10 protein-coding genes are annotated in these 12,724 nt (G+C 38.3%); all 10 read left to right on the forward strand.

Translation table 11 applies throughout. The features are described from left to right. Positions 1–380 precede the first annotated feature (380 nt). The 10 genes from dnaA (at position 381) to LREU_RS00050 (ending at position 12,720) form a co-directional block, all read left to right on the forward strand. Positions 381–1,703 (forward strand): chromosomal replication initiator protein DnaA, encoded by a 1,323-nt coding sequence (dnaA, locus tag LREU_RS00005; protein ID WP_003669485.1) that lies wholly within the window; start codon positions 381–383, stop codon positions 1,701–1,703. A 175-nt stretch (positions 1,704–1,878) separates the two neighbouring features. Beyond that, positions 1,879–3,021: a DNA polymerase III subunit beta gene (gene dnaN / locus LREU_RS00010; RefSeq protein ID WP_003669487.1), complete on the forward strand. Its 1,143-nt coding sequence runs from the start codon at positions 1,879–1,881 to the stop codon at positions 3,019–3,021. Positions 3,022–3,267: 246 nt separating this feature from the next. Next, a complete protein-coding gene (gene yaaA, locus LREU_RS00015; protein WP_003665230.1) occupies positions 3,268–3,489 on the forward strand; it encodes a S4 domain-containing protein YaaA in 222 nt (73 codons plus the stop codon). Positions 3,490–3,497: 8 nt separating this feature from the next. Beyond that, positions 3,498–4,622 carry a DNA replication/repair protein RecF gene (gene recF / locus LREU_RS00020; protein WP_003669488.1) on the forward strand — a complete coding sequence of 375 codons (1,125 nt, stop codon included), beginning with the start codon at positions 3,498–3,500 and terminating at the stop codon, positions 4,620–4,622. Between the two features lie 26 nt (positions 4,623–4,648). Further along, positions 4,649–6,568: a DNA topoisomerase (ATP-hydrolyzing) subunit B gene (gyrB, locus tag LREU_RS00025; protein ID WP_035152443.1), complete on the forward strand. Its 1,920-nt coding sequence runs from the start codon at positions 4,649–4,651 to the stop codon at positions 6,566–6,568. A gap of 42 nt (positions 6,569–6,610) precedes the next feature. Then, positions 6,611–9,115 carry a DNA gyrase subunit A gene (gyrA, locus tag LREU_RS00030; protein WP_003669490.1) on the forward strand — a complete coding sequence of 835 codons (2,505 nt, stop codon included), beginning with the start codon at positions 6,611–6,613 and terminating at the stop codon, positions 9,113–9,115. Between the two features lie 202 nt (positions 9,116–9,317). Next, positions 9,318–9,614, forward strand: coding sequence for a 30S ribosomal protein S6 (gene rpsF / locus LREU_RS00035; protein ID WP_003665235.1), 297 nt, complete (start codon positions 9,318–9,320; stop codon positions 9,612–9,614). Between the two features lie 37 nt (positions 9,615–9,651). Further along, complete coding sequence (gene ssb / locus LREU_RS00040; RefSeq protein WP_003669492.1) at positions 9,652–10,215, forward strand: single-stranded DNA-binding protein; 564 nt, start codon at positions 9,652–9,654, stop codon at positions 10,213–10,215. Between the two features lie 33 nt (positions 10,216–10,248). Continuing rightward, complete coding sequence (gene rpsR / locus LREU_RS00045) at positions 10,249–10,485, forward strand: 30S ribosomal protein S18 (RefSeq protein WP_003665240.1); 237 nt, start codon at positions 10,249–10,251, stop codon at positions 10,483–10,485. 216 nt (positions 10,486–10,701) lie between these two features. Further along, positions 10,702–12,720 carry a DHH family phosphoesterase gene (locus LREU_RS00050; protein WP_003669494.1) on the forward strand — a complete coding sequence of 673 codons (2,019 nt, stop codon included), beginning with the start codon at positions 10,702–10,704 and terminating at the stop codon, positions 12,718–12,720. Positions 12,721–12,724 lie beyond the last annotated feature (4 nt).

Consider the following 12,724-nt stretch of genomic DNA (forward strand, 5'->3'; position numbering starts at 1 on the left):
TTTATTTAAATTTTTTTGATTATTAACAAAATCGGCAAAATAATCCACAGCGTTGTGTAAATTCATAATTTGTGGACAAATTATCAACAGCGTTTTTCCGAGATTATCCCCAGATTCACACCTGTTGATAAAGTTATCCACAAGCAGTCTTTTAGGTGTTGATAACTCTCTAGTTTACTGCTGTGTCAATATCATATATCAACACAATTCTGTGGATAACTGGTAACTAAATCTCTTTTTCCCCATTTTTCACAAGAATATTATTAATTTACACACAGTGTTGTGTAAACTTTTTTATTATTATCCACTTGGTTGTGGAAAACTTCTCCATGTAATGATAAAATACCGTTTGTAATTTAATACTTTAGGAGGAAATTATTTTGACTGAGCTCGATTCTCTGTGGGAAGCGATCCAAAATTCATTTCGTCAGGATACCACTCCGGTTACCTTTGACACTTTGATTGCTCCGGCAAAAGCAATTTCTCTCTCTCAAAATCAACTGGAAATCGAGGTGCCCACTCCGGTGCACCGCGATTTTTGGCGCAAAAATTTAAATACGCAGCTTAAAGAATTCGCTCAACGGGAATTGGGACGAAATATTGAGCCGCATTATGTTTTAGAGGGAGAATTTACCTATACAAATAAAAAAACAGAAGATGATCCAACTCCTTCTTTTGAGATGGATACTCCTCTAAATCCTCATTACAATTTTGGAACATTCGTTGTTGGCGAGGGAAACAAGATGGCACACGCTGCAGCATTTGCCGTTGCCGAAAGCCCCGGCAGCCTTTACAACCCACTATTTATTTATGGGGGGGTTGGTTTAGGAAAGACCCACTTAATGGAAGCGATCGGTAACCATATGCTTCAAGTTAATCCAAATTCGCGTGTCAAATATGTGACGAGTGAGGATTTTACCAATGATTATATCAATGCTATTCGTAATAACACGACTGAACAACTAAGAGAAGAATACCGTAACCTCGATCTCCTATTAATTGATGATATTCAATTTTTAGCTAACAAAGAGGGGACGCAACTAGAATTTTTCAATACTTTTAATGCCCTTCATGATCGCAAAAAACAAATCGTTATGACCTCTGATCGAATTCCAAATGAGATTCCTGAACTGCAAGATCGGCTTGTATCACGTTTCAGGTGGGGACTTACTGTCGAAATTACTCCGCCTGACTTAGAAACGCGAATTGCAATTTTACGGAGCAAAGTTGAGGAAGATCATATTGATATTGGAAACGACACCCTTAACTATATTGCCGGGCAAATTGATACAAACATTCGTGAGCTAGAAGGAGCCTTAACAAAGGTTCAAGCATTTGCTAATTTAAGCGGTGAGCGAATTACGCCAAGCTTAGCATCCCAAGCATTAAAAGGGCTTCACCGCGTAGCCAAAAACGAAATATCAATCGCTACAATTCAAAAACAAGTTGCTGATTTTTATAATATAACTCAAGGAGATATCCTTGGTAAAAAGCGAGTTAAACAAATTGTTATGCCTCGCCAAATAGCTATGTATCTTTCTCGAGAACTCACCGATTCCTCTTTGCCAAAAATCGGCAACGAATTCGGCGGCAAAGACCATACCACCGTTTTACATGCTATCGATAAAATCGAGACAGAACTAAAAAAGGATACTGACTTACAAAACGATATTACAAAATTAAAAGCTAAACTACGATCATAACTTGTGGATAAGTATAATAATTATCCTCAAACTTATCCACAAGTTATCAACAGGTGGATAACTCGCAATAACAGGTGTTTAAATAGTTTTCCACAGTATTAACAGGCTCTACTACTACGACTATATTTTAAACTATTAAATATATTTATATACTTACACAAAAGGACTGAAACATATGAATTTTACAATTAACCGATCTGCATTCATTAGTCAATTAAATAATGTCTTACGTGCTATTTCATCTAAAACCACGATTCCAATTCTTACTGGATTAAAAATGGTAGTAAACGAAGACAATATTGTGTTAACTGGTAGTAATTCTGACATCACCATCGAAAGTGTTATTAATGCTAATGACGCTGATAACGATTTAACAATTGAAGAAACTGGCGCTATTGTATTACCAGCCCGCTTCTTCAGTGACATTGTTAAAAAGCTACCAGATAAGAAAGTAACTATTGAAGTTACAAGTGGTTTTCAAGCAGATATTACATCTGGTTCAGCTAAATTCCAAATTAATGGTCAAGATGCTGAAAACTTTCCCCATTTACCAGAAATTGAAACTAATAAATCAGTAACTCTTCCTAACGACATCCTTAAAGAAGTGATTCGTCAAACCGTTATTGCGGTATCTAAGCAAGAAAGTCGCCCAATCCTTGCCGGGGTGCATATGATGTTAAAAGATGGCGTTCTAACAGCTGTTGCAACAGATAGTCATCGACTTGCACAACGGAAAGTGGTCCTCGAAAATATTGATAACGGCATAGATTTTGATGTGATTATTCCCGGAAAGAGCATGGAAGAGCTTTCTGGAATGATTAGCGATGTCCATGAAGATGTACAAATGCAAGTAACCGAAAATCAAGTATTGTTTATCTTTGGTAATACTCATTTCTATTCTCGATTACTAGAAGGAAATTACCCTGAAACTAGTCAGTTAATTCCACAAACTGCTGATACAACAGTTGAACTAGAAGCTGGGACATTTTTATCATCAATTGAGCGTGCTTCGCTTTTATCTCATGAAAGCCGTAACGATGTGGTTAAGTTAAGTCTAAAGCCATCAGAAAATCTTGTCCGAATTAGTGGTGATTCTCCAGATATCGGTACGGTTGAAGAAGAGGTAGTAACGTCTGCTCTTGATGGTAATGATCTTGAAATCTCATTTAATCCTAACTACATGAAAGATGCTTTACGTTCTTTTGGTCAGGCAACGATCAAGATTTCATTTACTTCACCATTGCGACCATTTACCTTGGTGCCAACAGAAGATCAAGAAAATTTTGTCCACTTAATTACGCCAGTACGGACATTTTAGAAAGGATCTTAATAAGTTTTATAAAAAGAGGCTACAGAATGTTTTGTTTTGTAACCTCTTTTCTATTTGGCATAGATTAAATTTAATAAGTATTGCTAGTTTATATTCAGATTTTTGACCATAGAGCAAATTTAACCGAATTTTGATAAAAAAGGCTAAATTAAGTTAATGCGCTCAGAAAGGCTAATAACGCAAAATTAGGCCGAATAATGTGGTATAATAGAATTACAAAAGTAGGTGAAAAAAATGGAAGAAAAGTCAGTGTTGATTGATAGTCCATTTATTACGCTCGGTCAGTTACTCAAAGAAGAGGGGATTATTCCTACTGGCGGAGCAGCTAAATGGTTTCTAAAAGAAAATACTGTATTAGTAAATGATGAGCCAGATGATCGGCGGGGACGCAAATTGTATCCCGAAGATAAGATTCAAATTCCTGACCACCAATTACTTGTTATTAAGAGTAAGTAGGGATAAGCATGATTCTGACGGAATTGCATTTACATCACTTTCGAAATTATCAGGATCTAACCGTTCACTTCAACCCTGGAGTGAACGTTTTAATTGGTCATAATGCACAGGGTAAAACGAATATGCTAGAGGCAATCTATGTTCTTTCCCTGACCAAGAGTCATCGAACAAGTAATGACCATGAACTTATTAATTGGCAAGAAAAATCAGCTCTAATAAGTGGCACGGTAGAAAAAAGTATTGGCAAGATTCCACTTGAATTACAATTCTCAAGTAAAGGAAAAAAGGCAAAGGTAAATCATTTAGAACAGGCGCGATTATCACAGTATGTTGGTCAACTAAATGCAATATTATTTGCCCCTGAGGACTTGTCGTTGGTAAAAGGGTCCCCAGCTTTACGCCGCCACTTTATGGATCGAGAGTTTAGCCAGATGAGTAGCAAATACCTCTACAATGCAGGCCAATATCGCACACTCTTACGACAAAAAAACAAATATTTAAAGCAACTAAAATATAGGCAACAAACTGATCGCGTCCTTTTAGGAGTCCTATCTGATCAGCTTGCTGCTTTTGGTGCGGAAGTAATTATTGCCCGTCAACATTTTTTAAAGCACCTTGAAGGATGGGCAGCTGATTTGCATCAAGAAATTTCACTAAATAAGGAATCATTACGGCTTGAGTACGTTAATCAATTAAAGGTTAGTGATGATACTACTGTTGAAGAGGCTTATCAGGCACTATTTAAGTTATATCAGGATAATGAACAGCGTGAAATCGAGCAGGGAACAACAATTTATGGTCCTCATCGGGATGATATCCGTTTTCTGGTAAATGATAAAAATGTGCAGGCTTTTGGATCGCAAGGACAACAGCGAACAACAGCACTATCAGTAAAACTAGCAGAGATTGATTTGATGAAAGAGCAAACAGGCGAGTATCCATTATTATTATTAGACGATGTGTTATCGGAACTAGATACGATTCGACAAACACACCTGTTAACAGCCATTCAGAATAAAGTTCAAACATTTTTGACGACCACTAGTCTGAGTGATGTTGCTCGCCAGTTAATTAATGAACCCACGATTTTTGAAATTGAGCACGGCACTTTGAATAAGGAGGAAGTAAAGTGAGCAACGAACAACAAAAAGAAACCAAGATGGAATTGGCTAGCGAGTATGATGCTAGTCAAATTCAGGTTTTAAAGGGATTGGATGCAGTTCGAAAGCGTCCCGGAATGTACATTGGTTCCACTTCAGCCCAGGGACTTCATCACCTTGTTTGGGAAATTGTCGATAACGGAATTGACGAAGCCTTAGCAGGATTCTGTGATGAAATTAATGTTGTAGTTAATCCAGATAACAGTATTACTGTTAAGGATAATGGTCGGGGAATTCCAGTTGATACACAAAAAGAAACCGGAAAGTCAGCCTTAGAAACGGTCTTTACTGTTCTGCACGCCGGAGGAAAATTTGGTGGCGGCGGATATAAGGTTTCTGGAGGTCTTCACGGGGTAGGAGCTTCTGTTGTAAATGCCTTATCCACTGAATTGGATGTTAAAGTTGCTCGTCAAGGTAAACGTTACTACATGGATTTTGATCATGGTCATGTTAAGTCTGCAATGAAGGTAATTGAAGAGGGACTTCCAGAAACTGAGCATGGTACAACCGTTCACTTTAAGCCGGATCCAGAAATTTTCCGTGAAACGACAACTTATAATATTAAAACTTTAACTGATCGTTTAAGAGAATTAGCCTTCTTAAATAAGGGACTTAAAATTACGATCGAAGACTTACGACAAGCAGACCATGAACGGAAAGAATTCCATTATGAAGGTGGGATTCGTCATTATGTTGAATACCTTAATGAAGATCAAAATGTTTTATTTGACCCACCGATTTACGTGGAAGGTAAAGAAAACGATATTACTGTTGAAGTTTCCTTACAATATACAGATTCATACCGCAGTAACTTGCTAACTTTCACTAACAATATTCATACTTACGAAGGTGGGACCCATGAGACCGGATTTAAGATGGCCCTTACACGTGTTATCAATGATTACGGCCACAAAGCAGGTATCTTAAAGTCAAATGAGACCTTATCAGGGGATGACGTACGGGAAGGTTTAACTGCGGTTGTCTCCATTAAGCACCCTGATCCGCAATTCGAGGGACAGACTAAGACTAAGTTAGGAAACTCAGATGCACGAACAGCGACTGACCATGTCTTTGCGGCAACATTTAACCGGTTCTTATTAGAACACCCAGACGAAGCGCGGCAAATTATTGAAAAAGGTCAACTCGCTTCCAAAGCCCGGGTGGCTGCTAAACGTGCCCGGGAAGTTACCCGTAAAAAGAGTGGTCTTGAAATTAGTAATTTACCAGGTAAATTAGCAGATAACACAAGTAAGGATCCGGAAATTTCAGAATTATTTATTGTCGAGGGTGATTCTGCCGGTGGTTCAGCAAAGCAAGGACGTTCGCGGCTCACCCAGGCAATTCTTCCAATTCGCGGAAAGATCTTGAATGTTGAAAAAGCAACTCTTGATCGAGTTCTAGCTAATGACGAAATTCGTTCTTTATTTACCGCTCTTGGAACAGGATTTGGTGATGACTTTGATATTACAAAGGCTAATTACCATAAATTAATTATCATGACTGATGCGGATGTCGATGGTGCTCATATTCGGACATTACTGTTAACCTTGTTCTACCGCTTTATGAAACCAATGATTACGCATGGGTATGTTTATATTGCTCAGCCGCCGCTATATCAAGTTCGGCAAGGTAAATTTGTAAAATACATTGACTCTGATGAAGAACTAGAACAGGTTGTAAGCTCACTACAACCAAGTCCTAAGCCAGTTATTCAGCGTTACAAAGGGTTAGGTGAAATGGATGCTGAGCAATTATGGGAAACAACAATGGATCCAGAGAATCGGCACCTATTACGAGTAAAACTAGACGACGCAGAACAGGCTGATAAGATTTTCCCAATGCTAATGGGAACCAAGGTCGGACCACGGCGCGACTTTATTGAACAAAATGCTAAGTTCGTTGAGAATCTTGACCTGTAATTAACTGTTGTTTACTGCTAACGCAAAAAAGGAGGAACGACATTGGCTGAACAAGATATGCCTAATCGAATCACGGATGTAAATCTTACGAGTCAGATGAAAAACTCATTCTTGGATTATGCAATGAGTGTTATTGTTTCACGTGCGCTTCCAGACGTCCGTGATGGGTTAAAACCGGTACAACGCCGGATTCTATATGGAATGAATGAATTAGGGGTTACTCCTGATAAGCCTTACAAGAAGTCAGCCCGGATTGTCGGGGATGTAATGGGTAAATTCCACCCTCATGGTGACTCTTCAATTTATGAAGGACTTGTGCGAATGGCTCAAGACTTTAGTTATCGTTACATGCTTGTTGATGGTCACGGTAACTTCGGGTCGGTTGATGGTGATGGAGCGGCCGCCATGCGTTATACCGAAGCAAAGATGAGTAAAATTGCGGTTGAAATGCTTCGGGATATCAATAAAGATACCGTTGATTTCCATGATAACTATGATGGTACTGAAAAAGAACCGGATGTATTACCAGCTCGTTTTCCTAACTTATTAGTTAACGGTGCCTCAGGGATTGCCGTGGGGATGGCTACTAATATTCCAACTCATAATTTAGGTGAGGTTATTAATGGCCTTCATATGTTAATGAATGACCCTGATATTACAACTGAAGGCCTAATGAAGGCTATTCCTGGCCCTGACTTTCCAACTGGTGGAGTAGTAATGGGAAAGTCTGGTATTCGTAAAGCATATGAAACTGGCCGAGGAACTATTATTGTTCGAGCAAAAGTTGATATTGAAGAACAAAAAAATGGTAAGCAACGGATCATTGTTCACGAAATTCCATACATGGTTAATAAGGCAAAGTTAATTGAACGAATTGCTGAATTAGCTCGAAATAAAGATATCGATGGAATTACTGATGTTAATGACGAAACTGACCGTGACGGAATGCGAATCGTAATTGATGTTCGTCGTGATGCGAGTGCGGAAGTTATCTTGAATAACCTTTACAAGATGACTTTGATGCAAACAACTTTTAACTTCAATATGCTAGCAATTGTTAATGGTGCTCCAAAGATTTTAAGCTTAAAACAAATTTTGCAATATTATCTGGAACACCAAGAATCAGTTGTACGGCGACGGACAGAATTTGAATTAAAGAAAGCACAAAATCGTGCGCACATTGTTGCCGGATTGCGGATCGCTTTAGACCATATTGATGAGATAATTAATATTATTCGTAATTCACAAACAAGTGAAGTAGCGAAAAATGAGTTGATGAATAATTATGGTTTATCAGATCGGCAGGCACAAGCTATTCTTGATATGCGGTTAGTTCGGTTGACTGGCCTAGAACGGGAAAAGATAGAGGATGAATACCAAAAATTAATGGCAGCAATTGCCGATTACAAGGATATTCTTGCTCATCGCGAACGGATTAATCAAATCATTTATGACGAATTGATGGAAATTCAAAAACGTTTTGGGGATGAACGCCGGACTGAACTTCAAGTTGGTGATATTACCAATATTGAAGATGAAGACCTAATTGAAGAAGAAGATATTATCGTTGCCTTGACTCACAATGGATACATTAAACGTCTTCCAGTTGATGAATTTAAGTCTCAGCATCGTGGCGGTCGTGGTGTTAAGGGAATGGGAGTTCATAAAGATGATTTTATTGAACAACTAATTTCTAGCTCAACTCATGATATGTTGCTCTTCTTCACTAATTCAGGAAAAGTATACTCAATGAAGGGGTATGAAGTTCCTGAATATGGTCGGGCTGCTCAAGGAATTCCAATTATTAATCTTCTTGGAATTAATAATAAAGAAAAGATTAGTGCTGTTATCAATGTTTCACATGAAACTAATGATGATGATAAATACCTTTTCTTTACTACCAAGCTAGGAACTGTTAAACGAACAGCAGTAACAGAATTTAAGAATATTCGAAGCAATGGATTGAAGGCGCTCAACCTCCATGAAAACGATGAATTGATCGATGTAGAAGTTATTAGTGAAGATCAGCCAATGATTATTGGTACTCATAATGGATATGCTCTTAGCTTTAAATCATCAGTTGTTCGGTCAATGGGACGAAGCGCGGCTGGAGTTCGTGGGATTCGCTTACGGGATGAAGACTACGTAATTGGCGCTGCCCCTCTTAATTCTGATAGCAAGGTTCTTGTAATTAGTGAAAATGGTTTTGGAAAGCAAACTTCTGCTTCTGAATATCCAATCAAAGGACGGGGTGGACTAGGAGTTAAGACAGTTAATGTTACTGCAAAGAATGGTCCGTTGGTTGGTTTAACGACCGTCAATGGTGATGAAGATATCATGTTAGTTACTGACCAGGGAGTAATTATTCGTTTTGGTATTGAAAGTGTATCGCAAACTGGACGATCTGCTGTTGGTGTTCACTTAATTAAGATGGATAATGGTGCCCGTGTTGCTACGATTGCAAAGGTGGATAAAGAAGTCGATGAGGAGACTGAAGAAGCTACTAACAATTCCTCACAAGAAGAAAGTCAACCAACAGAAAATTAAAAAAATAAAGTGAGAAAGTAGATATTTTACGTATATATAGTTATAGTGACCGCAACATTTAGGATTTCTTGTTAGATGTTCCTTGTTTTAAATAGAATTTTATGCTATATTTTATGTCTGTGAGTATACGTAATGACGTCTACTTTCCTTGTTCTTCTCAAATAGCGAGAAGAGCCAGAGTCCATAAGGAGGTGTAACATTCATGGAAACACGCAAATATGAAATTACTTACATCATTCGTCCTGATATCGAAGAATCTGCAAAGAGCGAATTGGTAGACCGATTCGACAAGATCTTGGCGGACAATGGTGCAACTATCGCTGATTCAAAGGATTGGTCAACTCGTCGTTTTGCTTACCCAATCGCTAAGTACACTGAAGGTACTTACCACGTGGTAAACTTAACTACTGATTCCGATCAAGCTTTAAACGAATTTGATCGTTTAGCTAAGTTCAGTGATGATATCCTACGTCACATGATTGTTAAGCTTGATGCTTAATTAATTTGTCAGTAAAGTAAAGAGAGGAGAAAGATCTATGCTTAATCGTGCAGTCTTAACTGGGCGTTTAACAAGAGATCCCGAGTTGCGGTACACAACCAGCGGGACAGCAGTTGTTTCATTTACGTTAGCTGTTGATCGGCAATTCCGAAACCAAAATGGTGATCGTGATGCTGATTTTATCAATTGCGTTATTTGGCGTAAATCCGCTGAAAACTTTAGTAACTTTACGCATAAGGGTTCACTTGTTGGAATTGAAGGGCGTATTCAAACCCGGAATTATGAAAACCAACAGGGTAACCGTGTGTATGTTACCGAAGTTGTTGTAGATAATTTTGCATTGTTAGAACCTCGTCAAAATGGTGGCATGAACCAATCAGGGGTTCAACAACCATTTAACAGCAACCAACAATCATTTGGTGCTCAGGCTCCACAATATGGTAGTCAACCACAACCTGGAAATAATGCTCCTCAAAGTAATCCGTCACCAAGTATGGATAATGGTTTCGATCCCAATCAAAATGCTGGCAACCAGTTCCCTGGAAGCAGTGATGATGGTGGTCAATCCATTGATTTAGCTGATGACGAATTACCATTCTAAATAAATTTTTACTCAGAATAGGAGGGTAATTTCATGGCACAACAACGTCGGGGCGGACGTCGTCGTCGTAAGGTCGACTTCATCGCCGCAAACCACATCGAATACATCGATTACAAAGACACTGATTTATTACGTCGGTTCATTTCTGAACGTGGTAAGATCTTACCACGTCGGGTTACTGGTACTAGTGCTAAGAACCAACGTAAGTTAACTATCGCTATCAAGCGTGCACGGATCATGGGTCTTTTGCCATTCGTTGCAGAAGACTAGTTTCCGCAAGAATAAAAAATAATAAAGAGGCCGAGGTTTACTCAGCCTCTTTATTATTTTAAATTACTGTTATCTTTTCTAGAATTTTTCGACTGCTATATTAATATTCTTATGTATTAATAATCATTAGATGATATAATCTATTGACTAAGTACTTGATGTGATATGATAGATTTATCCAATTAATAATTTAAAGCTATTTTTAGGAGGACTAGCATGCGAAAAATTTTCAGTCGTGAGAACTGGGAGTTTTATTTTGAACACCCAGCCGTCCGCTGGAATGTCTGCTATATAGTGCTTTTAACAATCATTGGGCTTATTTTAGGGTTTATGGATAACTGGATTATTGGACTAATTGTTTTAGTAATCGCAGTTATTGGTGGAGCTATTAGTATTCGGCGGTTAAGAAAATTAGTAGTCGATGCTCATGAATATTTAAATGAATTAACGTATAAAGTCCAACGTGGGCAACAAGAAGCATTGCTGGAAATGCCCATGGGAATGATTATGTTAAATAAGCGTCATGAGGTTGAATGGATTAATCCATATATGGCGCGTTATTTTAATCTTGAAATTGTTGTAGGGAAGCCGATTGCAGATGTTGATGCAAAATTAGCGGAATTAATAAAAGATCATGCAGATGATAAGCAAACACAAGTAGTGACTTGGCGTGACCATCAATTTGAATTTTTAGTTCAGCATCACGGACAGGTAGTTTATTTATTAGATATTACAAAATATGAACAGATTAGTGCACAATATAAGGATGAACAAATCTTCATTGGGAATATTTACCTAGATAATTATGATGAGCTGATTCAAGGGATGAGTGATTCTGATGTCTCTAATCTTCATAATTACGTAACTTCACAAATAAGCGATTGGGCAGTTGCTAATCACTTATTGATGAAGATCATTGATGATGATAACTACTTGATTATTGGACATCAAGCTTCATTAAAAGAACTTGAAAAACAAAAATTCAAGATCCTTGATGTTATCCGTGAAAATACATCCAAGCAAAATTCGCCAGTTACTCTTAGCGTAGGAATTGCTTATGGCGAAAATAATTTGATAAAACTTGCTGATACAGCACAAAATAACCTTGACCTCGCGTTAGGTCGTGGTGGAGACCAAGTTGTTGTTCGTGCTCAAGATCAGGAAGCACGTTTCTATGGTGGAAAGACCAACCCGATGGAGAAACGAACCCGGGTACGAGCACGGATGATTAGTCAAGCATTACAAGAATTAATGGCCCAATCAGACCAATTATTTGTGATGGGCCACACCAATCCAGATATGGATTCAATCGGTGCTTGTTTAGGGATTCGACGGATTGCGGAAATGAACGGTAAAGAATGTTGGATTGTGATTGATGACGAACATCCACACTCTGATATTCAACGTTTGATGCATGAGATCGATAATTACCAGACGATTAAGGACCATATTATTTCACCAGTCGAAGCGTTAGAAAAAGCAACAAATAACAGTTTATTAGTGATGGTTGACCATGCTAAGCGGGGAATTACCATTGCTCCTGAATTATATGATAAAATGCAAAACAGACTTGTTATCATTGACCACCACCGTCGCGGCGAGGACTTTCCTGAAAATCCATTGCTTGTTTATATTGAACCATATGCTTCATCAACTTGTGAGTTAATTACGGAAATGTTTGAGTACCAACCACGTGAAGGAAAAGGACTTAACAAGCTTGAAGCAACGGCAATGCTAACAGGAATTCAAGTTGATACAAAATCATTCACCAAGAGTGCTGGTACGCGAACTTTTGACGCAGCTAGTTACTTGCGTTCTGCTGGTGCCGATGGTTTAATGATTCAATCATTTATGAAAGAAAATCCAGAAACATTTATGATGCGTAATCATTTGATTTCAAGAGCGGAAATAAATGATAAAATAGCATTATGTACGGGTGAAGAAGGACAGGTTTATGATCCTGTCACGGCTGCCCAGGCTGCTGATATGTTGCTCCAAATGAGTGGAATTGAAGCTTCATTTGTAATTTTTGAACGTGCTGATAACAAGATCGGAATTTCAGCACGCTCAATGGGAAACGTCAACGTCCAAGTAATCATGGAAAAAATGGGTGGTGGCGGTCACCTTGCAAATGCTGCTACACAAATCAGTGATAAAGATATTACGCAGGTCAAGCAAGAGTTAGTCGATATTCTAACTAAACCTGATAAAGAGCAAGACGATACAGAGGAGTGATCAG

This window comes from Limosilactobacillus reuteri subsp. reuteri, from assembly GCF_000016825.1.
Lineage (GTDB): Bacteria > Bacillota > Bacilli > Lactobacillales > Lactobacillaceae > Limosilactobacillus > Limosilactobacillus reuteri.

Excerpts from the sequence above, each read along its gene's own strand:
- dnaN (WP_003669487.1), top strand. The coding sequence starts at position 1,879 with ATGAATTTTACAATTAACCGATCTGCATTCATTAGTCAATTAAATAAT.
- yaaA (WP_003665230.1), top strand. The coding sequence starts at position 3,268 with ATGGAAGAAAAGTCAGTGTTGATTGATAGTCCATTTATTACGCTCGGT.
- recF (WP_003669488.1), top strand. The coding sequence starts at position 3,498 with ATGATTCTGACGGAATTGCATTTACATCACTTTCGAAATTATCAGGAT.
- gyrB (WP_035152443.1), top strand. The coding sequence starts at position 4,649 with ATGGAATTGGCTAGCGAGTATGATGCTAGTCAAATTCAGGTTTTAAAG.
- rpsF (WP_003665235.1), top strand. The coding sequence starts at position 9,318 with ATGGAAACACGCAAATATGAAATTACTTACATCATTCGTCCTGATATC.
- ssb (WP_003669492.1), top strand. The coding sequence starts at position 9,652 with ATGCTTAATCGTGCAGTCTTAACTGGGCGTTTAACAAGAGATCCCGAG.
- rpsR (WP_003665240.1), top strand. The coding sequence starts at position 10,249 with ATGGCACAACAACGTCGGGGCGGACGTCGTCGTCGTAAGGTCGACTTC.
- LREU_RS00050 (WP_003669494.1), top strand. The coding sequence starts at position 10,702 with ATGCGAAAAATTTTCAGTCGTGAGAACTGGGAGTTTTATTTTGAACAC.